Origin of the sequence: Agrococcus sp. ARC_14 (assembly GCF_022436485.1) — a bacterium.
GTDB lineage: Bacteria > Actinomycetota > Actinomycetes > Actinomycetales > Microbacteriaceae > Agrococcus.
The window spans coordinates 671,425-693,709 of sequence record NZ_JAKUDO010000001.1 but is presented as its reverse complement, the minus strand read 5'-3'; the positions used below and the strand labels follow the sequence as shown (position 1 = coordinate 693,709).

The window sequence follows — 22,285 nt, the reverse complement described above, 5'->3', positions numbered from 1 at the left end:
TACACAGGCTAGCGTATAATCTGGAACAGAGTTCCGTTGAATGGAACTCGTACTGATGCAAGGAGGCAGCGTGAAGGCAGCGCAGTACGCCGGCGAAGGCCGGATCGAAGTTGGCGACGTCCAGCCGGAGGCACCCGGGCCGGGTGAGGTTGAGATCGCGGTTGCCTACACCGGCATCTGCGGCACCGACCTCCACATCTTCCACGGCACGATGGACAAACGGGTCACGGTCCCGCAGTCGATCGGTCACGAGATGGCGGGCGTGATCGCGCGTCTGGGCGAGGGCGTCGAGGGGCTCACGGTTGGCCAGCCGGTCACCGTCATGCCGCTGCTCTGGTGCGGCGAGTGCCCCGCTTGCGTCGCCGGCAACCAACACATCTGCCAACGTCTGGACTTCGTGGGCATCGACAGCGTCGGCTCCATGCAAGAGCGCTGGACGGTCCCGGCATCGATCATCGTGCCGCTGCCCGAAGGCCTCTCGCTCTCGCATGGCGCGCTCGTCGAGCCCGTTGCTGTCGCCTGTCATGATGTGGCGCGCTCACGACTCGTCGAGGGCGAGACCGCCGTCGTCATCGGTGGGGGCCCGATCGGTCAGCTCATCGCCAGCGTGGCACGGGCCACCGGCGCACGGGTGATCCTGGTCGAGCCCAACCAGACACGACGCGAGGCAGCGGCTCACCGGGGGATCGGGACCATCGACCCGACGACAGAGGATGCCGTGGCATGGGTCGAGCAGGCGACGGACGGCGCCGGCGCCGACGTCGTCTTCGAAGTGGCGGGTGCCGCGGTGACCGCGCTCGGATGCGTCGACTACGCCAAGGTGCGTGGACGCGTGGTCATCGTCGCGATCCATAACCAGCCGGTTCCAATGAATCTCTTCCGCATGTTCTGGCGTGAGCTCGAGATCATCGGCGCGCGCGTGTATGAACGCGCCGACTACGACCGAGCCATCGCGCTGCTCGCTGCAGGTGCCATCCCCGCCGACGAGCTCATCACCCGCATCGTGCCGCTCGAGCGCGCCCGAGAGGCATTCGTCGAGCTGGAGCGCGGCACCGGGATGAAGGTCCTGGTCGATTCAAGGAGAAACCGATGAACACTGCATTCGATCTCACCGGCAGCACGGCCGTCGTCACCGGCGCACGCCGCGGCATCGGTTTCGCGATCGCGGAAGCGCTCGCGAGCGCGGGCGCTGATCTCATTGTCGCGTCGGCGCAGCAGGAGGCCGACGGTGGAGCGATCGGCCGCAGAGCTGCAGAGCTCGGGCGCAGCTGTGAAGCGCACACCGTCGACTTCAGCGACCGGGCGGCTGTGCTGCGCTTCGCCGATGCAGTTGCCGAGCGCACCGACATCCTTGTCAACAACGCCGGCCTCATCCGTCGCTCCCCCGCCGCAGAGCACCCGCTCGAGTGGTGGGACGAAGTGATCGAGGTCGACCTCTCGAGCCAGTTCGCACTGACGCAACGCGTCGGGGAGCGGATGCTCGCACGCGGCAGCGGCCGCGTCATCTTCACGGCGAGCCTGCTGAGCTTCCAGGGCGGCATCAATGTGCCTGGCTACACGGCAGCGAAGTCGGGACTTCTGGGCCTGACACGCGCACTCAGCAACGAGTGGGTCGGGCGCGGCGTGACAGTGAACGCCATCGCCCCCGGCTACATCGCCACCGATAACACGGAGGCGCTGCGGAACGACGCGGATCGCTCGGACGCGATCCTCGAGCGCATCCCCGCCGGCCGCTGGGGCGAGGCATCAGACCTCGGAGGCGCCGCCGTGTTCCTCGCGAGCGACGCCGCAGCCTATGTGAGCGGCATCGTGCTGCCGGTCGATGGCGGATGGCTAGGACGATGACCGTGCTCGCTGAACACCGGATCGTGCCGCTGGCGACGCCCGAGGACGCCGCGCAATCAGACCTACTCGCCGAGGGACTCGTGCGCGGAGGCCTGCCGATCGTCGAAGTGGCGCTTCGTGGCGACTTCGCGCTCGAGGGCCTGCGTCGGATCGCTGCCCGAGGCGATGTCATCGTCGGCGCCGGCACGGTGCTCGACACCGACCAGGCGCAGGCCGCGATCGATGCTGGGGCGCAGTTCATCGTCACCCCAGGTCTTGATGCAGCGGTCGTGCGATGCGCGCTCGACGCCGGCATCGAGATCGTGCCGGGCGTGATGACGCCCAGCGAGGTCCAGGCAGGGCGCGCCCTGGGCTTGCGCAGACTGAAGCTCTTCCCTGCGGGGCTCCTCGGCGGCACGAGGGCGCTCGACGCCTTTGGAACGGTCTATCGCGACGTGCAGTTCATGCCGAGCGGTGGCGTTCAGCAGGCGAACCTCGCAGAGCATCTGCGCCACCCCTCGGTGTTCGCCGTCAGCGGCAGCTGGATGACGAGCGCGGCGATGCTCGAACGCGGGACGGACGCGATCGCCACTGCGGCAGCCGAAGCCCGAGCGGTCATCGAGTCATGAGCGGCATTGTGACGCTGGGCGAGAGCCTGGGGCTCATCGTCGGCACGCGCACCGGCGGGTTCGACCTGCAATCGGCCGCAGAGGTCTCCTTCGGCGGCGCGGAGACGAACGTGGCGATCGGCGTCGCCCGGTTGGGCGGGCGCGCGGGCTGGATCGGCCGTCTCGGCGACGACGCGATGGGGCGGCGCATCACGCGTGCCCTGCGCGCTGAGGGCGTCGAAGCCCACGTGCGCCTTGCCTCCGACGCGCCGACGGCGATCATGCTCAAGGACCGTCCCCGCCCTGATGCGAGCCGCGTCACCTACTACCGGACGGGCAGCGCAGCAAGCCGCATGGAACCGGCTGATCTTCCTGTCGCGGTGATCCGAGAAGCCGCGTTGCTGCACGTCTCGGGGATCAATCTGGCTATCTCACACTCTTCTGCGCGCACGACTCTCGCCGCAGTCGAGCTGGCGCGCGACGCTGGAGTGCCGGTGTCGTTCGATGTGAACCACCGTTCGCGACTGTGGGCTGGCGAACAGGGTCGCGACAGCGCCTCGGCCGCCTATCGAGCGCTCGTCGCACTCGCAGACATCGTCTTCGCGGGCGACGACGAGGCAGCACTGGTCACCGATGAGGATGGGCATGACGCGCAGGCAGCTGCGCTCGCTGCGCTCGGGCCTTCACAGGTCGTGATCAAGCTAGGGGCCGACGGCGCGTTCGCGCTGCACGCGGGCCACCGATTCGACCAAACTGCGCTGCGCGTGACGGTGGTCGACACGGTCGGAGCGGGGGACGCGTTCGTCGCCGGCTACCTCTCCGAGTTCGTCGCGGGCAGCTCGATCGAGGAGCGTTTGCGCATCGGCGCCGCCGCCGGTGCCTTCGCCTGCGGCATGCCCGGCGACTGGGAAGGCGCAGCGACGCGCGCCGACATCGAGGCGATGGCGATAGAGCGAGATCCCGTCGAGCGGTAGCGGCGCGCGTCAGTCTCGCATTCGGCGCTACGACCGATGCAGCTCAGCGATGAAGGACTCGATCGCGACGGCGCAGCCGTCCTGCTCGTTGGATGGCACCACCTGCGATGCAGCTGCCCGGACGGATGCGGCCGCATTGCCCATAGCGTAGGAGTGCGCCGTGGCCGCGAACATCGAGATGTCGTTCTCTCCGTCGCCGACAGAGGCAGTTCGCTCGGGAGGCACAGCCAGCAGTGACGCGAGCTGGCGCACTGCCGTTCCCTTCTCAACGCCCGCCTTCGTAATCTCGAGGTAGTGCGGGTGCGAACGCATCGCATGCACATCGACGGGAAGCTGCTGCTGCACCGCGACCAATGCTGCAGTGCGCGCAGGCGCGATCATCGCCAGCAGCTTGTGCGGGCTGAGCCCGCTCGGGACACCGACCGTAGACGTGCTCTCGACAATCTGCTCCTCAGCGCGCACGAGCGCGTCCCGCCGCTCCGCGTGCCAATGCTCGCCAGCGAACCAGTTGAGCGTCGCACCGGCAAGTCGGCAGCGGCTCGCGACAGCCTCCGCCGTCATGGCATCGATGGGCGCATCAGTCACCGCAGCCGAGCCATCCGGCCTGGCTACCAACGCGCCCTGGAACATCACGGCGTGGCCGTCAGCGAGCCGCGGCACCTGCTCGAAGATCGGGTGCAGTTGCGCTGGCCCGCGCGCCGAGGCGATGACCACGAATACACCTGCATCGAGAGCCCCCGCGATCGCGCGCTGCGTGCGATCTGCGATGCGATGGGCGGCGTCGATAAGCGTGCCATCGACATCCAGCGCAATCAGACTCCGCGCTGCGCTCATCGATCCGCGCCGAAGGATCTCAGCCGCGCAACCGCTCATATCGCTCGAGCGCCTCGACGAAGTAATAGTCGCCCCACATGTTGCTCTGGTCGATGCCCAGGCCGTTGTTGAAGTGATATGTCGCGTGCTTGATGATTCCCTCGTAGGGCTCATCTGCGCTGGCGAGGAATTCTTCGGAAGCGAGACGCTCCAGGATTCTCGCGCCGTACTTGGCGTACACAGCACCGCTGTCACCGAGCTCCTCGCCGAGCTGGAGCATCCCTGCTGCTGCGACCGAGCCGGCGGAGGCCTCGAACGGCAGCGCGGGAGCGGGGTCGTCCCAGTCGTTGGGCGGCACGAGCGCAGCACCGGTCCGACGGATGTACTCATCAGCGCACTGTCGCGCGGTGGTAATGAACCGCTCGTCGCCGGTGCGCAGCCAACAGCTCGTGAAGCCGTGGATCGCCCAGGTCAGGCCGCGAACCCAACTCGAATCGCTTCGCCAACCCTGATGTGTGCTGACGCGCAGGAACTCCCCGGAGTCAGGGTCGAACCAACCCTCATGTGCCACCGTTCCGTCGCCGCGCACGAGGAACCGACGAGTGGTGAGCGCGTGGCGGGTGGCGACCTCGGCCAGACGAACGTCGCCGCTGACCTCAGCCGCGAAGTACAGCACGTCGAGGTTCATCATGATGTCGACGAAGGAGCTGCCGGCGTCGACCCAGGTGCGCAGGTAGTTGCCGGACTCGTTGAAGTTTGTCGCGAGCGATCGCGCGGCCGTGGTGACAACCTCTTCGATGCGAGCCGACGACTCGTGTGCATGCCAGCGCTGCCAGCTGGGAGTGAAGAGGAATCCGATGTCGTGCGTGCCGGTGTCGTGTTTGCGGGGCTCGATCGCTTCGGTGTACCGAATCGCACGCTCGCGCCAGCGGGAATCGCCGGTCCTATCGGCGACCGCCCAGAGCTGGCCGGCGAGGAAGCCGCTGGTCCACTCCGGTGCCCAGGTCTCGCCGCTCACCTGCCATTTGCCACCCTCGGTAAAGAGGGGGAAGGCGAGCGGATGCTGCTCAGTCAGTCGCTCAAGCTTGGCTGCGATGACCTGGAAGGCATGGTCGACATCGATAGAGGGCAGCGTCACGGTTGTGGTGGCGTTGGAGGTCATCGGCTCTTGGTCATCTCTTCTGGGATCTCGGCGACCGCTCGGCCGCTCGCATCGGTGGCATGGTGGATGATCAGTTCCTCTGTTGCAGTCGCTCCCTCGAGTTCGGCGGTGATGCGACCTTCGCGCACGACGAGGATCCGGTCTGCGAGTCCGAGGACCTCCGGGAGTTCCGAGGACACGAACACGACCGCGAGTCCTTCGCGAGCGAACTCATCAAGCAGTCGGTAGATGTCCTGCTTTGCACCGACATCGACGCCGCGCGTGGGCTCGTCAGCGAGCAGCACCTTGGCGTCGGCTGCCAGCCACCGACCGAAGACGGCCTTCTGCTGGTTGCCCCCGGAGAGCCCGCCTACTTGGGAATCGATGGAGGGCGCCTTGATGCGCAGCGAGTCCGAGAACCGCTGCACATGCTCGCGCTCCTTGCGCAGCCGCAGGATGGGGCCGGCGGAGTATCGCTTGAGGTTGCCACTCGACATGTTGAATCGGATGGAGTGGCCCAGGAAGAGTCCCTGGCCCTTGCGGTCCTCTGGCAGGAGCCCGATACCGGCGCGGATGGCTTGGCGCGGTCCGCGGAACACGCGGCGCTTGCCGTGGACCTCGATCGTGCCCGCGTCCATCTGGTCGGCTCCCGCGAGGAGCCTCAGGATTTCGGTGCGGCCCGCACCAGCCAACCCGGCGATGCCGACGATCTCGCCCTCGCGGAGGGTCAGATCGACCCCACGGACCCGGTCGCCCCGAACGAGGCCCTTCGCCTCGAGGACGACGGCTCCGGGCTCGCGGTCGCGCTCAGGGTAGATGTTGGCGAGCTCACGGCCGACCATGTTCTTAACGAGCGAGTCGACGGTGAAGTCCTCGACTGGACCGGAGGTGATGCTGCTGCCGTCGCGCAGCACAGTGACCCGCTGACCGATCTCGAACACTTCTTTGAGCCGGTGCGAGATGTAGAAGAACGAGACGCCCTCGCTCTGCAGCGAGCGCATGATCTCGAACAACCGCGAGACCTCTGCGTCGCCGAGCACCGCGGAGGGCTCATCGAGGACGAGCACTCGCGCCTGCTGGCTGAGCGCCTTTGCGATCTCGACCATTTGCATCTGGGCGATGCTGAGATCCCCAGCTTGCTGCTTGGGCGAGATCGTGACGCCGAGCCGTTCGAACAGTGCCGCGGTGTCGGCCTCCGCCTTCCGCCAATCGATGGTGCCGATCCTCGTGCGCGGCATCCTGCCCAGGTACACGTTCTCCGCGACGCTGAGGTTCGCGGCGACGGTGAGTTCCTGGTAGATGACGACGACACCCAGTGCAGCCATCGACTTCGGACTCGGATGCTGCACAACGACACCGTCGATCGCGATCGTGCCTGCGTCGGCGGTGTAGGCGCCCGACAGGGTCTTCATCAGGGTCGACTTCCCTGCGCCGTTCTCGCCTACGATTGCGTGGCATTCGCCTTGGCGGAGTTCCATGGAGACGCCGTCCAGCGCCTTCACGCCCGGGAAGGACTTTGTGATCCCAACCATCTGCAGCAGTGGTGCTTGCGACGTCTCCATGGTGTGCTCCTCAGTTCTGACTGACGGGGCTCAGAAGCCAGTGCCGAGGTGCTCGGCGACGTTCTCGGAGTCGACGCGCACCGAATCCAACACGAGTTCCGGCTCCAAGGTCTCGCCCTGGGCTGCGGCAACTGCGGCCTCGATGGCCTCGGGTGCGCCGAACGGGTACGTGAACGATGCCGTGAGCCGGCCATCAGCGACTGCTTGGAAGGCCTGGTTCTCACCGTCGATTCCGATGATGATCACGCCGTCTGCGACTCCGGCCTCTTCGAGCGCGAGTCGCGCGCCGAGTGCCATCGCATCGTTGTGTGCGTAGACGACCTGCACCTGACCGTCGCGGAACCGTTGCAGGTTGTTCTCGATGAACGTCGTGGCGAGATTCAGCTCGTAGTTGGCATCGGTCTCAGCGACGACCTGGAGATTGGAGCCCTCGATGGCTTCGATGAAGCCGTCGTGGCGTTCGATCGAGGCGGATGCGCCAGCCGTGCCCTGGATCTCGAGGATGCCGCCCTCACCACCGGTGAGCTCGATGACGTACTCGCCAACACTGCGTGCGAGGTCAAGATTGTTCGCACCGATGTGCTGCGTCACTTCCGTGTCGACTGCGCGGTCCACAGTAATGACGGGGATGCCGGCCTCCATCGCCTGCTGGACGACCGGGCTGAGCGCATCAGAGGTGACGGGCGACAGGATGATGGCATCGACCTGCTGTGCGATCAACGATTCGACGTTGGTCACCTGTGTCGCCGCGTTGTCCTGCGCGTCAAGGACGTCGATCGTGACGTTCGGGAAGTTCTCGTCCGCGAACTCAACGTTGCGCTCGACCATGGCGACACGGAAAGGATGGTTCATCGTGGCCTGTGAGAAGCCGATCGTAAAGGTATCGGACGCCGCAGTGCCGTCGTCGGTGCCACCTGGCTCAGGGGCGTCGCCTCGGTTGCAGCCGGTGAGTGCGATTGCGACGACCGTCGCGGTTGCTGCGAGCGCCAGTGCTCGCTTGTTCTTGGTGCGCATGTTGGCTCCTGGGTCGTAAGGGATGGATGGGGGACAGAAGTAGAGAGGAAGAACGGTTCAGTGCGAATCTCGGCGATGCTGCAGTCGCTCGAAGACGACGGCAGCAACGAGGAGCGCACCTGTGACGATCTGCTGCGTGAACGGCGAGACTGCGAGCAGGTCAAGGATGTTGGACAGCACGGTCACGATGAAGGCACCGAGGACCGTTCCCCAGATCTTGCCTTGACCGCCGAAGAGGCTCGTGCCTCCGATGACCACGACGGCGATCGCATCGAGCTCGAGCCCCATGCCTGCAGTCGGTTCGCCCACAGTGAGTCGCGCGATGTAGATGATCCCGGTGACGGCCGCGAGCACACCCGCAATCACGTAGGCCGAGAAGATGGTCGACTGCACACGGATGCCAGACAGGCGGGCAGCTTCGGGGTTATCGCCGACGGCGTAGATAGCGCGACCGAACGCGGTATACCGCAGGACGAATGATGCGGCAAGGACCACGACGGCAAAGATCACGACCGGAACGGGCACCCCGAGCACGTCTCCAGCCCCGATCCACCGCACCGTTTCAGCGTGCTCGCCGAGGGCAACCGGGCGCCCATTGGAAAGCGTCAGCGCGAGACCACGAGCTGCCGTCATCATGCCGAGCGTCATGACGAAGGGCGGCACCTTCGCCAGGGTCACGCCCAGTCCGTTGAGGGCGCCAAGACATGCTCCGACAATCACGCCCACAAGCAGCGCGAGCGGCACGCTGAACCCTTGCACGATGACGAAGCCGGTGACGACGGCAACGAGCCCCACTGTTGAGCCGACCGAGAGATCGATACCCGAGGTCAGAATGACAAAGGTCATACCAACTGCGACAATGCCGACGAGTGCCGTCTGACGCAGAATGATCACCGCGTTGGGCGCCGTTAGGAAGTCGGGCGTCGCAATGTACCCGATGACGATGAGCGCTACGAGCACAAGACCGATGGCGTACGTCCTGATCAGGCCACGTGCCGCCTCAAGCACCGATGGCTTCTGCTGGTTGGGCTTGTTGTCGGGCGCCTGGCGCACTGGGGTCGTGATCGCCATCGACCTCACCTCTTCGTGTATCCCGCAGCAGATGCCTGTCATCCGCTCGGCAGAGGTAACGCTAGCCAGCGAATAGGCACGATGCAATTGGGAGGAGCAAAAGCCGATAGCAGGTTGCTAACGGATGATCGCGCCGAGATCTCGGCTTATATGCGCGCCAGCCGCAAGCAGAGGCGCCGAAAGCCGCGCGAGTACCTGCCTGTTGACACGCGCCGCGGGCCCAGCAACAGCGACGGCCGCGACGACTCCACCGGAGTAGTCGCGGATCGGCACGGCGATGCTGCTAACTCCGAGCTCCTGCTCCTGCCAGCAGCTCGAGAAGTTGTCACGCCGGATCTCCCCGAGCTGGTTATTGAGCACGAGTGGATCCGTGATGGTTGCCGAGGAGAACTGCCGCAGCGGCTGCGACATCACGTCATCGATCACGGACTGCGGCGCAAACGCCAAGAGCAGCTTTCCGGACGCATTCGCATGCAAGGAGGAGCGCCGACCTGAGTTCGCGACCATCACTGCCCCGAAGCCGGCCCCCGCCTCGGTTCGATCGAGGTAGATGACGGACGATCCGTCACGAATGCTCAGAAGCACGACTTCGCCAGTCGCCTCGGCGAGCTGATCGAGGTGGTGCCGAGCCGCCTGCACGACGTCGAGATTGCGCGTCACAGACGCCCCGAGCTCCCACAATCCCCACGAGAGTTCATACGTTGCGTCTTCGTTCTTGTGCACGATCCCCTGCAGCTGCAGCGTCCGAAGCAGGTGGAACGCGGCCGGCTTGCTCATCTCGACGCTCCTCGCAAGGAGTGATAACGACAGCGGCTTACCCACCGTGGCCATGTACTTGAGCAGCCTGATGGCGCGCGCGACGGACTGCACGATCCTGCCGTCATCAGCGCTCTCGGGCTTCGTGTTCTCAAGACTGCGGACCATGAGTGATTCCCCGAATCCATTAGGTGCACGCTAACTGCGTTTTGTTGTCGCACAGCGTACCCGTACGCTGAGGCTGGATCTCAACACGTTTGATGACGATTCGGTTTCCCACGACACGATGAGGTGAAGATGCGCGTCTGCACACCTGAGCAGGCCGCTGCGATGGTGCCTGATGGCGCGACAATCGTGGTGGATGGGTCCGGGGGAGGCGTCAACGAGCCGGCAGCCGTGATCGACGCACTCGAGCTCCGATTTCTGGAGCATGCGGCTCCGCGAGACCTGACTCTCTTCCACGTCTCTGGCATGGGTTCAGCCAACGGTGACGGCATCGACCGCTTCGCGCACGTCGGCATGGTCCGTCGAGTCATCGGTGGCCACTGGGGTTGGTCACGCAATCTGCAGGAGATGGCGGCGGATGAGCAGGTCGAGGCCTATTGTCTGCCGCAGGGCACGCTGTCGCACCTACTTCGCGACATCGCCGCCGGTAGGCCCGGCAACATCAGCCGCGTGGGTCTGGGCACCTTCGTCGACCCGCGCGTCGAGGGCGGCCGCCTGAACCGCAGCGCCACCGAGCCGATCAACGAGCTCATCACGCTGAGGGGCGAAGAGTTCCTCTTCACTCCGTCGCTCCCGATCGACGTTGCAGTCGTTCGCGGGAGCACCGCCGATGAGCTCGGCAACATCACGATGGAGTCCGAGGGGATGTACGCCGAGACGCTCGCCGCAGCACAGGCGGCGAAGAACTCGGGGGGCATCGTCATCGCTCAGGTGCGCGAGCTCGTGCCCCCCGGCACCCTGGTCGCCGGACACGTCAGGATCCCTGGCGTGCTGGTCGACGCTCTCGTCGTCGACCCCACCCAGCGACTTTCGTTCGCGACCGAGCGAGATGCGGTGCTCGAGGGCCGCGAGCGCGCCGAGACGCTCTCCGTCCCTGCGCTGCCCCTGAACGAGCGCAAGGTCATCGCCCGTCGCGCGGCGGCAGCGCTCGTCACCGGCGATGTCGTCAATCTCGGCTTCGGGATGCCGGACGGCGTCGCTGCCGTGCTCGTTGAAGAGGATCTCGGCGCAGCAGTGACCTTCACCGTTGAGCAGGGCCATATCGGCGGTGTGCCGGCATGGGGCACCGACTTCGGCCTGGCTCGCAACGCAGACGCCTCGTTCGACGAAGGATCGCAGTTCGACTGGTACGACGGCGGCGGCATCGACACCGCTGTCCTGTCGTTCGCAGAGCTCGACGTGAAGGGCGATGTGAACGTGAGTCGCTTCGGCCGGCGAGCTCCGGGCATCGGCGGCTTCGTGAACATCTCCCAAGGCGCCTCACGCGTGGTCTTCGTCGGCACCTTCACCGCCAAGGGTCCGTGGGAGGTCTCCGATGAGGGGATCCGTCTGCCGCCGAGCGGCAAGCAGAAGCTCGTCGAGCGCGTCGAGCAGATCAGCTTCTCTGCAGCACAGGCGCTCCACGCCGGCCGCCAGATCCTCTACGTGACGGAGCGCGCGGTGTTCAAGCTCACGGAGTCCGGCCCCATGCTTATCGAGATCGCGCCCGGCGTCGACCTCCAGCGAGATGTGCTCGACCAGATGGGCTTCGTTCCGCCAATCGCGGAGCATCTCACCGAGATCGACCGCGCCGTCTATGCAAGCGGCCGCATGGGGCTGCGCCTGCAGCCCGGAAAGGACGGCGGCGCATGAGCGTTCTGCGCGTCACTCGCACTGACACGATTGTCGATGTTCGGTTGTACCGGCCCGACAAGGCCAATGCGTTGAGCCAGCAGATGCTGATGGAGTTCGACGTGCTCACCGACGCTCTCATGCGAGGCACGGGGATCGGCGAGGGCGCACGCGCCGTCGTGCTCTCGGGCGAAGGCGGTCGCGCATTCTCTGCGGGGAATGACATCACGAGCTTGCAGGGCCTCTCCGCCAGCGAAGCCACGCAGCAGATGCTACGGGGCCAGGAGATCTTCCAGCGGCTCGAAGACTGCCCCCAGGTGACGATCGCAGCGATCGATGGTGTCGCGCTCGGCGGAGGCCTCGAACTCGCGATGGCGTGCGACATCCGTGTGGCCTCCCCCACCTCACGTCTCGGGCAGCCTGAGATCACACTCGCGAACATCCCCGGCTGGGGCGGCACGCAACGCCTGCCTCGCCTCATAGGCGAGGGCAGGGCCATCGAGCTCATCCTCACAGGAGAGCTCGTGGATGCCGCCCGGGCCGAGCAGATCGGGCTCGTCAACCGAGTCACCGACGACCCCGTCGCCACGGCGCATCAGCTCGCTTCGGCGATCGCTGCGAAGGCGCCCACGGCCGTCGATGAAGCACTCAAGGCCGTCTACGCGGGCGCACGTCACGGCATCGTCCACGGACTGCTCGTCGAAGCGCGAGGAGTCGGCACGTGCTGCACGACTCCAGAGCAGCGCGAGGCCGTGCAGGCGTTCCTCGACCGCAAGAAGCCCTCCACCCCGAAGGAAACAGTATGAGCACACATTTCTCCTCCCCACCTCGTCTACTGATGGGTGACGACGCGCTCGAGTCGGCTGCGGCGGACCTGTCCGCGCTCGGCTCTCGCGTTCTCATCGTGACCGACCCCGGCATCGTGGCCGCAGGCATCCTCGAGCTGGTCCTCGACCCCTTGCGGATGAGCGGTCTTCCCGTCGCCACCTTCACGGACGTCGTCGGAAATCCCGACGTTGCCACCGTCGCCGCTGCATTCGCTGCGCTGCAGGCTGATGGCGCCGACATCGTGGTTGCCGTCGGCGGCGGCTCGAGCATGGACGTCGCGAAGTCGATCGCGCTGCTCGCGACCAACGGCGGTGAGATCGGCGACTACGAAGGCGTCGACCGCTTCCAGCACCGGCCGCTGCCGATCATTATGATCCCCACGACCGTCGGATCCGGTTCCGAAGTGACCAAGGGCGCCGTCATCACCAACCACGAGACAAACGTCAAGATGGTGATCGTCTCCGACCTCTTGTTCGCGACGATCGCGATCCTCGACCCACGCGTCGTGGCGAAGCTACCCGGCCGCATCGCGGCCACGACGGGCATGGATGCGCTCACGCACGCGATCGAGGCCTACGTCGCAAAGGGTGCAAACCCTGTGACCGATGCCATCAACATCGGCGCCATCGAGCTCATCGGCGCCAGCCTGGTCAAGGCATCGCGTGGAGATGCGGCGGCGCTCTACGACATGCTGGTGGCCTCGTCGATGGCAGGCATCGGATTCCATGACGCTGGCCTCGGTGCCGTGCACGCGCTCGCGAACACGCTGGGCGCCCACTACGGGGTTCACCACGGCACCGCGAACGCGCTCTTCCTGCCGTACGTCATGGACTACAACATCTCTGCGGCTCCGGCGCGCTTCGCGCGCATCGCACGTGCGCTCGGAGAAAACACTGCAGGCTTGAGCGACGCAGAGGCCGCGTCGCTCGCAGCCAAGGCTGTGCACCGACTTGCAGATGAGACGGGTGTTCCGCGCACCCTCTCCGAACTCGAGATCGCCGACGACCGGCTCGAGGACCTCGCGCGTGACGCGCTGCAGCAGGCCGACCTGCCGGGCAACCCGCGCGAAGCCACCTACGACGACCTTCTCGCGCTGTACCGACGCGCGGCCTGACCATAAGGAGCCCCACAGTGACTACGACAGCGCCCCGACTCATCCGCCCCTACATCGACGGTGAAGTGACGGGCGACGGTGAGCTCATCGAGCGCCGCGCTCCCGGCACCAACGCCCACGTCTCGAACATCGTAGCGACGGAACGCCACGACGTTGAGCGAGCGATCCGCGCCGCTCGAACGAGCTTCGACGATGGCCGTTGGGCCGACACCACCGGCTTCCACCGAGCGGCAGTACTCAACCGTCTGGCCGACCTCATCGACCGCGACGCAGAACTGCTCGCTCGCCTCGACGCAGAAGAAGGCGGCAAGCCGATCCGCATCGCTCGCGGAGATGTTGGCGGAGCAGCATCACTGTGCCGCTACGCGGCAGCACTCGCACTGACTCAGCACGGCGACAGCTACACCAATAACGGCCCTGACTTCACCGGCATCATCATGAAGCAGCCGATCGGTGTCGTCTCGCTCGTCATCCCGTGGAACTTCCCCGCGCTCATCCTCTGCCAGAAGCTGCCGTTCGCGCTCGCTGCGGGCTGCTCTGCCGTGATCAAGCCCTCGGAGTTCACGAGCGCATCCGCGATGCACATCGCCCACCTGTGCAGCGAGGCCGGGGTGCCCGACGGCGTGGTAAACGTTGTGACCGGTGCCGGAGACGTCGGCCAACTGCTAAACGAGTCGCCGCTGATCGACATGGTGTCGTTCACCGGATCGACCGCGACGGGCAAGAAGGTCATGCAGGCGGCGGCCGGAACGATGAAGAAGCTGTCGCTTGAGCTCGGCGGCAAGGCCGCATCCGTCGTCTTCGACGACGCAGACCTCGAGGACGCCATTGCCGGCGTCACCTTCGGCGTCACCTTCAACAACGGCGAGTGCTGCGTCTCGCAGGCTCGCCTGATCGTGCAGGACGGCATCGCCGACGAGCTGCTGGCGGGTGTCGCAGAGCGCATGCGCCAGGTGCGCGTCGGACAGCCGCTCGACGAAGCGACCGACGTCGGCGCGATGATCCACGCCCAGCACCGCGAGAAGGTGCTCGACCTCGTCGCTGGTGCCGGAGCGGCGGGTGCCGAGATCACGCTCGGCGGCGGCGCGCTACAGGGCGGCGAGCTCGGCGACGGGCAGTTCGTTGAGGCCACCATCATCGACGGGGTTCGACCCGGGCTGGAGGTCTTTTCGCAGGAGATCTTCGGCCCCGTGCTCACCGTGACGCGATTCGGCGATGACGCGGAAGGCATCTCGCTCGCGAACCGCGTGTCGTACGGTCTGTCGAACAGCGTCTGGTCGAAGAACATCGACCGCGTCCTCACTGCCGCGAAGGAGATTCGCAGCGGCACGGTCTACGCGAACACGGCGATCGATGGCCCTCCGCAGATGCCGATCGGTGGCTTCAAGGCCAGCGGCATCGGTCGCGAGATGGGCGAGGCCGGCTTCGAGGAGTTCCTTGAGACCAAGTCGGTGAACATCCGCACAGGACGCCGCGCGGGCTCCTTCATGATCCCGGGCACGCGCGCGTGATCACGCACGCATGACGATGGGGAGGGGCACAGCCCCTCCCCATCGTCATTGCTACCCCTACCTGCCCGCCTCGCGCTGTCGCCCGAGCTGGTGTCGCAGGGCATCCTCGAGCCGCGGCCGCCGGAAGCGGTGGCCGAGCTCGGTGAGCCTGGCGGGCACGACGCGCTGGTTGGCGAGCGCGAGCTCGCGCATGCCCTGGTGACCGAGCAGCACGCGCGGGCCGAGCGACGGCGTGCGCAGCAGCGCGGGCCGGTGCAGCACCCCTGCCAGCTCAGCGGCGAACTCCTCCTGCCGCACGGCGTCGGGCGCGACGGCGTTCACGGGACCGTCGAGCCGCTCGTCGACGAGCGCTCGCGCATAGATGTCGACCAGGTCGTCGAGATCGATCCACGACTGCCAGTGCTCGCCACCCGCGAGCGGGCCGCCGAGGCCGGCGGCGTAGATCGGTCGCAGCACCTGCAGCATGCCGCCGCGGGGCGACTGCACCAGCCCGGTGCGCACCTGCACCGAGCGCATGCCGCCCGCTGCGGCCGACGCGGCCTCCGCCTCCCACTCGGCGACGACCTCCGCAAGGAAGCCCTCGCCCGCGGCGCTCGACTCGATCAGCGGCTCGTCGCCGCGATCGGCGCCGAAGCGGCCGATGGCGGATGCGCTGACGAAGGCGCGCACGCCGCTCGCCGCCGCGAGCTCGGCGAGCAGTCGAGTCGGTCCGATGCGACTGGAGCGGATGCGGTGCCGGTGCTCGTCGTCGAAGCGGCCGAAGATCGATGCCCCGGCGAGGTGCACGACGGCGTCGATGCCATCGAGGAGGTCGGATGCGGGGGCGTTCGGGTCCCACCGCCGCTCTCCCTCCTGCGCATCCCGGCGCACGAGCCGCACGACCTCGTGGCCCGCGGTCGTGAGGAATGCCGAGAGCTCGGTGCCGACCAGGCCACCGGCGCCCGTGATGGCGATCGTCATCGGCTCGGCGTGCAGCTCGCGCTGCCGCGCGAGGTCGTCGGCCAGCTGACGATGGCGGTAGACGAACATGGGACGCAGCAGGTGCGAGCCCACCAGCGTGTCGACGGCGTCGTGCACGCGCGTGCCCTCGCCGGAGGGCGTCGCCACGGGATCGAAGCGGTGCTCGTGGCGCCAGCGCACGGCGGCGAGCGCCGCGGAGGCGAGGCCGTCGTCGACCCGCTCATCGACGAACGCGCGGCCGTCGACGTAGCCTGCCGGGTCGTGCTGCCCGACCCAGAGCTGGCCGCCCGGGAGCGCGAGCTCAGCCCTGCCGTCGGCGAGCGAACCGGCCTCGCGACGCACTCTGCCCGGCATCCACGGCGGCATCAGCCGCTGCAGCGCACCGCGCCGCTCGTGCCAGCCGAAGACCGCCTCGATCGGCGCCTCGATCGTGCTCCAGTGCTGGATGCTCATGGCTCGACGCTACGCCCGCGACCCATGCAGCGCCGATGACCGGCGGCTACGCGGCCCGCGCGACAGCCTGCTCGGCGAGCGCGCGGAACCGCTGCAGGTCGAGCCGGATGGTGCGCTCGTCGAGTTCGAGGGCGCCGGCGAGATGGGGCGCATCACCGCGAGGCGCCCAGATCACTCGCACCGTCACGCGGGTGCGCGGCTGGCCGTGCCGCTCGGCTCCGGCCGGCTCGAGGTCGACCCACCAGCCCATCGTCGTCTGGTCGACGCTCGACCAGGCGATGCGCTCGCCCGGCACCTGCTCGGTGATCAGCGCATAGAAGGTCGACTCGACGCCCGCTATCGAGACGCGCCAGCGCATCCGCACCTCGGTCTCCAGGTGCACCGACTCGACGCCGGTCATGAAGGAGGGAAAGGATGCGAACGCCGTCCAGAGCTCGAAGACGGCATCGCGCGACGCTGCGACCTCGAATCGATCGTCGACCTGCAACATGCAACCCCCAACCGCGACCGGAAGCTGAGCGGGGTGCCCGCGCTGTACCCCTTCAGCATCGTCGCATGCCTCACCTCGGCGGGCAACAGCGTGTCCCTGAGGTTCGCTCGGCTGCGGGCGGAACCCGACGCATCCGCCCGGATAAGTAGACTTGGAGGCATGTCCAAGGTCCTCTCCTCCCTCCCCGTCGGCGAGCGTGTCGGCATCGCCTTCTCCGGCGGCCTCGACACGTCGTGCGCCGTCGCGTGGATGCGCCACAACGGTGCCGTGCCCTTCACCTACACCGCAGACATCGGGCAGTACGACGAGCCCGACATCGACGCGGTGCCCGGCCGGGCGACCGAGTACGGCGCGGAGGGCTCGCGACTCGTGGATGCGAAGGCCGCGCTGGTCGAGGAGGGCCTCGTGGCGCTGGCGACGGGCGCGTTCCACATCCGCTCCGGCGGCCGCACCTACTTCAACACCACGCCGCTGGGCCGCGCCGTCACCGGCATGCTGCTGGTGCGCGCCATGAAGGAGGACGACGTCGAGATCTGGGGCGACGGCTCCACCTACAAGGGCAACGACATCGAGCGGTTCTACCGCTACGGCCTGATGGCCAACCCCGGCCTGCGCATCTACAAGCCGTGGCTCGACGCCCGCTTCGTGACCGAGCTCGGCGGCCGCAAGGAGATGTCGGAGTGGCTCGTCGCCAACGGCTACCCCTACCGCGACTCGGCCGAGAAGGCCTACTCGACCGACGCGAACATCTGGGGCGCGACGCACGAGGCGAAGACGCTCGAGCACCTGAACGAGTCGCTCGAGATCGTGCAGCCCATCATGGGCGTGAAGTTCTGGGATGCCTCGGTCGAGATCCCGACGGAGGACATCACCGTGCGGTTCGAGGCCGGTCGGCCGGTGGCGATCAACGGCGTCGAGTTCACGGATGCGGTGGCGCTGGTGATGGAGGCGAACACGATCGGCGGTCGTCACGGGCTGGGCATGAGCGACCAGATCGAGAATCGCATCATCGAGGCGAAGAGCCGCGGCATCTATGAGGCTCCGGGCATGGCGCTGCTGCACATCGCCTACGAGCGGCTGCTGAACGCGATCCACAACGAGGACACCATCGCGACCTACCACGAGCAGGGTCGCCGGCTCGGGCGCCTGATGTACGAGGGCCGCTGGCTCGACCCGCAGTCGCTCATGCTGCGCGAGTCGATCCAGCGCTGGGTCGGCTCGTCGGTGTCGGGCGAGGTCGTGCTGCGCCTGCGTCGCGGCGAGGACTACTCGATCGTCGACACTCGCGGCGAGGGATTCTCCTACCACCCGGACAAGCTCTCGATGGAGCGCGTCGGCGACGCCGCCTTCGGGCCGGAGGACCGCATCGGCCAGCTGACCATGCGCAACCTCGACATCGCCGACTCGCGCTCGCGCCTGGAGGGCTACGCGGCCGCCGGGCTCGTGCAGGGCGAGACCGCCAAGCTGCTGGGTGCGCTCGAGGCGGGCCGCGCGAGCGAGATCATGGTCAGCCCCGAGGACGACCCCGAGGCCGTCGAGCAGTGGAACGACCGCGCGGCGATGGACCTCGGCACGGACTAGCCGACTACGCCAGCCACTCCCGCGCCGCCGCGACGAGCGCGCGCACGCCCGACGTGAGCGTCGGCTCGATCATCGGCGCGAAGTGCGGGGAGTGGTTCGACGGCACGTCCTCGGGCATCCGGCCCGTCCGCAGCAGATCCGGGAAGAGTGTCGGGTCGAACCCGCCCAGGAACCAGTAGACGAGCGGCGCACCGGCCGCGGTGGCCAGCACTCCGACATCCTCGCTGCCGGAGACCGAGCCCGGGTCGATCACGCGGCCCTCGCCCAGCGCCGCCTGCAGCGCCGCGAACGTGCGAGCGGTGGCGGCGGGCTCGTTGACCGTCAACGGGAAGCGCTCGACGTAGTCGAACTCGGGCTCCTTGGGAGCATCGGATGCGGTGGCCTCGGCCCGCGTGATGCGCTCGATGCCGGCGATCACCGCGTCGCGCACCGCGTCGTCGAGCGTGCGCACGCTGAGCCCCAGCTTCGCCGAGGGCGGGATGATGTTGTTCTTCGTGCCGGCGTGCAGCTGTCCGACGGTGACGACGGCGCTGTCGGCCGGCGCGATCTCGCGCGCCACGATGCCCTGCAGCCTCGCCACGACGTTGGCAGCGAGATAGACCGGATCGACGGTGGTCTCGGGGCGCGAGCCGTGCCCGCCGGAGCCGTGCAGCGTGATGTCGATGGAGTCGGCGGCGGCCATCGCCACACCCGCGTGCAGCCCTGCGAAGCCCGCGGGGAAGGGCGCGACGTGCTGACCCAGCACCACATCGGGCTTCGGGATGCGGTCGTAGAGACCGTCTTCGACCATGCGTTCGGCGCCGCCACCCCACTCCTCGGCCGGCTGGAACAGCACGACGAGCGTGCCTGCCCACTCCCCCGACGCATCCGCGAGGGCCTCGGCGGCGCCCAGCAGGCATGTCACGTGCACATCGTGGCCGCAGGCGTGCATGAGCGGCACGTCGTTGCCGTCTGCGTCGACGCCTCGAGCGGTGCTGGCGTAGTCGAGTCCGGTCTCCTCGAGCACCGGCAGCGCATCCATGTCGGCGCGCAGCAGCACGGTCGGGCCGTCGCCGTTCGCGAGCACCCCGACGACGCCGGTGATGCCGATGCCCGTGGTGACGGCGTAGCCGAGCGAGCCGAGGTGGTCGGCGACGATGCCGGCGGTGCGATGCTCCTGGAACGAGAGCTCGGGGTGGGCGTGCAGATCGCGGTACACCGCGGCGAGCTCAAGGGCCATGTCGCCAGCGTAGGCGACCGTCTCGCGCCGCAACAGGCAGGGCGACCGTGGGCTTCGCGCCGGTGGCGGCGAACTCGTGTGTGACGAAGGCCGGAGTCGTGACGTCTCAGAGTCAGGACCGGCATTCGGCCGGCGAACCGCACCACGAGGGAAGGGGCCAACCATGGCTTTCGGAGACAAGGTCAGCAACAAGGCAGAGGAGCTCGGCGGCAAGGCCAAGGAGTCGCTCGGCGCGGCGACCGGCAATGACGAGCTGCGCGCCGAGGGCCGCGCCGACCAGGCCGCTGCCAACGCGAAGCAGGCCGGCGAGCACGTCAAGGACGCCGCGAAGGATCTCTTCGGCGACAAGAAGTAGCACTGCACGTCGCACGGATGCGGGCTCGCAGACGCAGGCCCGCATCCGTGCCCTGGCGGGGCTGGGAGCGGGGCCGGGTGCGGGGGCTGGGGCCGATAGACTGGTCTCGGTGTGCCGGGAAGTCTGGTCGGCGTGCCGCCGCGACCTTGCGCGGCGGCGGTCGAGAGGAGACCCGTGGAGCACACCCCCATCGCCGGCCGACGTGCCCGCATCGCGCACGCGCTGCGCCAGGAGACCATCGGTGGCGCCCTGCTGCTGCTCGCGGCGGCGATCGCGCTCGTCTGGGCGAACTCGCCGTGGCGCGACGGCTACGGCGCCCTCATGGATGCACGGATCGGGCCGGCCGCGCTGCACCTCGATCTGACCGTCGCCGCGTGGGCAGCGGACGGGCTGCTCGCCGTCTTCTTCTTCGTCGTCGGCGTCGAGCTCAAGCATGAGCTGGTGGCCGGCAGCCTGCGCAACCCTCGTCAGGCAGCGGTGCCGGTGCTCGCCGCGATCGGCGGCATGGCGCTGCCCGCGCTCGTGTTCGTCGCGATCGTGCTCCTCGGCGGCGACGCTGCGGCGCTCAGCGGCTGGGCGATCCCGGCAGCCACCGACATCGCCTTCGCCCTGGCGGTGCTGGCGATCTTCGGCCGCGGCCTGCCGATCGGGCTGCGCACGTTCCTGCTGACGCTCGCGGTCGTCGACGACCTGCTGGCCATCGTCGTGATCGCGATCTTCTACACGGCGACCGTGCATCTGCTGGCGCTTGCCGGCGCACTGCTGGCGATCGTGGCCTTCGCGCTCGTGGTGCGCTCGCGCTGGGCGCGCTGGTGGCTGCTCGTGCCGATCGCGCTCGTGGCCTGGTGGCTCATGCATGAGTCGGGCGTGCACGCCACGATCGCCGGCGTGCTGCTCGGCGCGGCGGTGCCGGCGAGGCCGATGCACGGCGAGCCCGAGCCTCGCACCCACCGCTTCGAAGCGGCCGTGCGACCGTGGTCGACGGCGATCGCCCTGCCGATCTTCGCCTTCTGCGCGGCGGGGGTCTCGGTCATCGGCGGCGGTGGCATCGCCGAGCTGCTCACGCAGCCGGTGCTGCTGGCCGTGGTGGCTGGCCTCGTGCTCGGCAAGCTGGCCGGCGTGCTCGGCGTCGCGGCGCTCGTCACCCGCGCCACGCCGCTGCGACTGCCGGACGGCATCGGCATCCGTGACCTGCTGCCGGTGGCGCTGCTGACGGGCATCGGCTTCACGGTCTCCCTGCTCATCACCGAGCTCTCCTTCGACGACGCCGCTCGCACGGATGCTGCGAAGCTCGCCGTGCTGATCGGCTCGGCGCTCGCTGCGCTCCTGGCCGCACCGATGCTGCGCTGGGATGCGCGCAGGGCGCGGGCTGCCGACATGAACGAGGATGGCGTGCGAGACGCCCCGCAGCCGCGCATCGGCGACTGACGGTGCGCAAGGGCACGGACCGACGCCCGAGACGGGCGTCGGCGCTGGCGTCGCAGCGGCGGCGCGAAAGCGCCCCCGCTCTCAGCTCCGGCGCGCGTGCACCCTGACCCACTCGTGCATCACGATCGCGGCGGCCGCCGCAGCGTTGATCGAGCGCGTCGAGCCGAACTGCCGGATCGCCACGTGCGCATCGGCCGCGTCGATCGCCTCGTCCGTCAGCCCCGGCCCCTCCTGCCCGAACAGCAGCACGCAGCGCTCCGGCAGCGGCGCGGCATCGACGGGCACGCTGCCCGCGGTGTTGTCGACGGCCACGACGACCAGACCGGCCTCGTGCGCCCAGCGGGTGAACGCATCCGTCGTCTCGTGATGCACGATGCGCTGGTAGCGGTCGGTCACCATCGCGCCACGACGGTTCCAGCGGCGCTTGCCGATGATGTGCACGGCGGATGCGGTGAAGGCGTTGGCAGTGCGCACGATCGACCCGATGTTGAGATCGTGCTGCCAGTTCTCGATCGCGACGTGGAAGGGGTGCCGGCGGGTCTCGAGGTCGGCGACGATCGCCTCGAGGCTCCAGTAGCGATAGGCGTCGACGACGTTGCGGCGGTCGCCGTGCTCGAGCAGCTCGGGGTCGTAGCGTGCGGGATGGAGGTGCTCGTCGGCGGGCCGCTCCCCCTGCTCGTAGCCCGGCCACGGGCCGACGCCGACCGGAAGCTGCGGCTCGTCGTCGTCAGTGGGCATGACTCCAGG

Annotated in this window: 21 protein-coding genes; 11 read left to right on the top strand and 10 right to left on the bottom strand. The window is 67.9% G+C overall.

The genetic code is table 11. The features are described from left to right. Positions 1-70: 70 nt before the first annotated feature. Genes MKD51_RS03505 through MKD51_RS03490 form a run of 4 tightly spaced genes read left to right on the top strand, consistent with a single transcriptional unit; the run spans position 71 to position 3,406 of the window. Complete coding sequence (locus tag MKD51_RS03505; RefSeq protein ID WP_240238219.1) at positions 71-1,093, top strand: alcohol dehydrogenase catalytic domain-containing protein; 1,023 nt, start codon at positions 71-73, stop codon at positions 1,091-1,093. Next, positions 1,090-1,845, top strand: coding sequence for an SDR family oxidoreductase (locus tag MKD51_RS03500; protein WP_240238217.1), 756 nt, complete (start codon positions 1,090-1,092; stop codon positions 1,843-1,845). Before MKD51_RS03505 ends, MKD51_RS03500 begins: the two co-directional genes overlap by 4 nt. Beyond that, positions 1,842-2,453 (top strand): bifunctional 4-hydroxy-2-oxoglutarate aldolase/2-dehydro-3-deoxy-phosphogluconate aldolase, encoded by a 612-nt coding sequence (gene eda, locus MKD51_RS03495; protein WP_240238215.1) that lies wholly within the window; start codon positions 1,842-1,844, stop codon positions 2,451-2,453. The genes MKD51_RS03500 and eda overlap by 4 nt, the downstream gene beginning before the upstream one ends. Then, positions 2,450-3,406 carry a sugar kinase gene (locus tag MKD51_RS03490; protein WP_240238213.1) on the top strand — a complete coding sequence of 319 codons (957 nt, stop codon included), beginning with the start codon at positions 2,450-2,452 and terminating at the stop codon, positions 3,404-3,406. Before eda ends, MKD51_RS03490 begins: the two co-directional genes overlap by 4 nt. Positions 3,407-3,433: 27 nt before the next feature. On the opposite strand, the gene MKD51_RS03485 is transcribed toward MKD51_RS03490, so the two are convergent. The 6 genes from MKD51_RS03485 to MKD51_RS03460 form a co-directional block, all read right to left on the bottom strand. Continuing rightward, on the bottom strand, positions 3,434-4,240 hold the full coding sequence (locus MKD51_RS03485; RefSeq protein ID WP_240238211.1) for a Cof-type HAD-IIB family hydrolase: 807 nt from the start codon (positions 4,238-4,240) through the stop codon (positions 3,434-3,436). Positions 4,241-4,259: 19 nt separating this feature from the next. Beyond that, positions 4,260-5,381 carry a glycoside hydrolase family 88 protein gene (locus tag MKD51_RS03480; RefSeq protein ID WP_240238209.1) on the bottom strand — a complete coding sequence of 374 codons (1,122 nt, stop codon included), beginning with the start codon at positions 5,379-5,381 and terminating at the stop codon, positions 4,260-4,262. Beyond that, positions 5,378-6,892: a sugar ABC transporter ATP-binding protein gene (locus MKD51_RS03475; RefSeq protein WP_277603973.1), complete on the bottom strand. Its 1,515-nt coding sequence runs from the start codon at positions 6,890-6,892 to the stop codon at positions 5,378-5,380. Before MKD51_RS03475 ends, MKD51_RS03480 begins: the two co-directional genes overlap by 4 nt. Positions 6,893-6,952: 60 nt before the next feature. Continuing rightward, on the bottom strand, positions 6,953-7,936 hold the full coding sequence (locus MKD51_RS03470) for a substrate-binding domain-containing protein (RefSeq protein ID WP_240238207.1): 984 nt from the start codon (positions 7,934-7,936) through the stop codon (positions 6,953-6,955). 57 nt (positions 7,937-7,993) lie between these two features. Then, a complete protein-coding gene (locus MKD51_RS03465) occupies positions 7,994-9,007 on the bottom strand; it encodes an ABC transporter permease (protein ID WP_240238206.1) in 1,014 nt (337 codons plus the stop codon). Between the two features lie 117 nt (positions 9,008-9,124). After that, the gene (locus tag MKD51_RS03460; RefSeq protein WP_240238204.1) at positions 9,125-9,931 is read right to left on the bottom strand and encodes an IclR family transcriptional regulator; all 807 of its coding nucleotides are present in this window, start codon (positions 9,929-9,931) and stop codon (positions 9,125-9,127) included. A gap of 129 nt (positions 9,932-10,060) precedes the next feature. Here MKD51_RS03460 and MKD51_RS03455 point away from each other — a divergent pair, with 129 nt between their 5' ends. The 4 genes from MKD51_RS03455 to MKD51_RS03440 are packed head-to-tail and all read left to right on the top strand — an operon-like array spanning position 10,061 to position 15,052. Continuing rightward, a complete protein-coding gene (locus MKD51_RS03455) occupies positions 10,061-11,620 on the top strand; it encodes a CoA-transferase (protein ID WP_277603909.1) in 1,560 nt (519 codons plus the stop codon). After that, entirely contained in the window at positions 11,617-12,405 is a 789-nt protein-coding gene (locus tag MKD51_RS03450; protein WP_277603908.1) for an enoyl-CoA hydratase-related protein, read from the top strand. The genes MKD51_RS03455 and MKD51_RS03450 overlap by 4 nt, the downstream gene beginning before the upstream one ends. Further along, positions 12,402-13,541 carry an iron-containing alcohol dehydrogenase gene (locus tag MKD51_RS03445; RefSeq protein WP_277603907.1) on the top strand — a complete coding sequence of 380 codons (1,140 nt, stop codon included), beginning with the start codon at positions 12,402-12,404 and terminating at the stop codon, positions 13,539-13,541. Before MKD51_RS03450 ends, MKD51_RS03445 begins: the two co-directional genes overlap by 4 nt. A gap of 17 nt (positions 13,542-13,558) precedes the next feature. Beyond that, positions 13,559-15,052 carry an aldehyde dehydrogenase family protein gene (locus MKD51_RS03440; RefSeq protein ID WP_240238198.1) on the top strand — a complete coding sequence of 498 codons (1,494 nt, stop codon included), beginning with the start codon at positions 13,559-13,561 and terminating at the stop codon, positions 15,050-15,052. Positions 15,053-15,109: 57 nt separating this feature from the next. On the opposite strand, the gene MKD51_RS03435 is transcribed toward MKD51_RS03440, so the two are convergent. Together MKD51_RS03435 and MKD51_RS03430 are read right to left on the bottom strand one after the other, a co-directional pair. Continuing rightward, on the bottom strand, positions 15,110-16,465 hold the full coding sequence (locus MKD51_RS03435; protein ID WP_240238196.1) for a TIGR01777 family oxidoreductase: 1,356 nt from the start codon (positions 16,463-16,465) through the stop codon (positions 15,110-15,112). A gap of 46 nt (positions 16,466-16,511) precedes the next feature. After that, positions 16,512-16,955 (bottom strand): SRPBCC family protein, encoded by a 444-nt coding sequence (locus MKD51_RS03430; protein WP_240238194.1) that lies wholly within the window; start codon positions 16,953-16,955, stop codon positions 16,512-16,514. A gap of 159 nt (positions 16,956-17,114) precedes the next feature. Between MKD51_RS03430 and argG the strand changes: the two genes are divergently transcribed. After that, positions 17,115-18,536 carry an argininosuccinate synthase gene (gene argG, locus MKD51_RS03425; protein ID WP_240238192.1) on the top strand — a complete coding sequence of 474 codons (1,422 nt, stop codon included), beginning with the start codon at positions 17,115-17,117 and terminating at the stop codon, positions 18,534-18,536. 4 nt (positions 18,537-18,540) lie between these two features. On the opposite strand, the gene MKD51_RS03420 is transcribed toward argG, so the two are convergent. Further along, positions 18,541-19,755, bottom strand: coding sequence for an amidohydrolase (locus tag MKD51_RS03420; protein WP_240238190.1), 1,215 nt, complete (start codon positions 19,753-19,755; stop codon positions 18,541-18,543). 163 nt (positions 19,756-19,918) lie between these two features. On the opposite strand from MKD51_RS03420, the gene MKD51_RS03415 reads away from it, so the two are divergent. Both MKD51_RS03415 and nhaA read left to right on the top strand, forming a co-directional pair. Next, positions 19,919-20,110 carry a CsbD family protein gene (locus tag MKD51_RS03415; protein ID WP_240238188.1) on the top strand — a complete coding sequence of 64 codons (192 nt, stop codon included), beginning with the start codon at positions 19,919-19,921 and terminating at the stop codon, positions 20,108-20,110. A 174-nt stretch (positions 20,111-20,284) separates the two neighbouring features. Continuing rightward, positions 20,285-21,538: a Na+/H+ antiporter NhaA gene (nhaA, locus tag MKD51_RS03410; protein ID WP_240238186.1), complete on the top strand. Its 1,254-nt coding sequence runs from the start codon at positions 20,285-20,287 to the stop codon at positions 21,536-21,538. 81 nt (positions 21,539-21,619) lie between these two features. On the opposite strand, the gene MKD51_RS03405 is transcribed toward nhaA, so the two are convergent. Then, positions 21,620-22,276, bottom strand: a complete 657-nt coding sequence (locus tag MKD51_RS03405; RefSeq protein WP_240238185.1) for a TrmH family RNA methyltransferase — start codon at positions 22,274-22,276, stop codon at positions 21,620-21,622. Positions 22,277-22,285 lie beyond the last annotated feature (9 nt).

Coding starts and splice junctions, on each gene's coding strand:
- MKD51_RS03420 (WP_240238190.1), bottom strand. CDS start 19,755: ATGGCCCTTGAGCTCGCCGCGGTGTACCGCGATCTGCACGCCCACCCC.
- MKD51_RS03455 (WP_277603909.1), top strand. CDS start 10,061: ATGCGCGTCTGCACACCTGAGCAGGCCGCTGCGATGGTGCCTGATGGC.
- MKD51_RS03415 (WP_240238188.1), top strand. CDS start 19,919: ATGGCTTTCGGAGACAAGGTCAGCAACAAGGCAGAGGAGCTCGGCGGC.
- MKD51_RS03445 (WP_277603907.1), top strand. CDS start 12,402: ATGAGCACACATTTCTCCTCCCCACCTCGTCTACTGATGGGTGACGAC.
- eda (WP_240238215.1), top strand. CDS start 1,842: ATGACCGTGCTCGCTGAACACCGGATCGTGCCGCTGGCGACGCCCGAG.
- MKD51_RS03460 (WP_240238204.1), bottom strand. CDS start 9,931: ATGGTCCGCAGTCTTGAGAACACGAAGCCCGAGAGCGCTGATGACGGC.
- argG (WP_240238192.1), top strand. CDS start 17,115: ATGTCCAAGGTCCTCTCCTCCCTCCCCGTCGGCGAGCGTGTCGGCATC.
- MKD51_RS03450 (WP_277603908.1), top strand. CDS start 11,617: ATGAGCGTTCTGCGCGTCACTCGCACTGACACGATTGTCGATGTTCGG.
- MKD51_RS03470 (WP_240238207.1), bottom strand. CDS start 7,936: ATGCGCACCAAGAACAAGCGAGCACTGGCGCTCGCAGCAACCGCGACG.
- MKD51_RS03475 (WP_277603973.1), bottom strand. CDS start 6,892: ATGGTTGGGATCACAAAGTCCTTCCCGGGCGTGAAGGCGCTGGACGGC.
- MKD51_RS03405 (WP_240238185.1), bottom strand. CDS start 22,276: ATGCCCACTGACGACGACGAGCCGCAGCTTCCGGTCGGCGTCGGCCCG.
- MKD51_RS03490 (WP_240238213.1), top strand. CDS start 2,450: ATGAGCGGCATTGTGACGCTGGGCGAGAGCCTGGGGCTCATCGTCGGC.
- MKD51_RS03435 (WP_240238196.1), bottom strand. CDS start 16,465: ATGAGCATCCAGCACTGGAGCACGATCGAGGCGCCGATCGAGGCGGTC.
- MKD51_RS03465 (WP_240238206.1), bottom strand. CDS start 9,007: ATGGCGATCACGACCCCAGTGCGCCAGGCGCCCGACAACAAGCCCAAC.
- MKD51_RS03430 (WP_240238194.1), bottom strand. CDS start 16,955: ATGTTGCAGGTCGACGATCGATTCGAGGTCGCAGCGTCGCGCGATGCC.
- MKD51_RS03485 (WP_240238211.1), bottom strand. CDS start 4,240: ATGAGCGCAGCGCGGAGTCTGATTGCGCTGGATGTCGATGGCACGCTT.
- MKD51_RS03500 (WP_240238217.1), top strand. CDS start 1,090: ATGAACACTGCATTCGATCTCACCGGCAGCACGGCCGTCGTCACCGGC.
- MKD51_RS03480 (WP_240238209.1), bottom strand. CDS start 5,381: ATGACCTCCAACGCCACCACAACCGTGACGCTGCCCTCTATCGATGTC.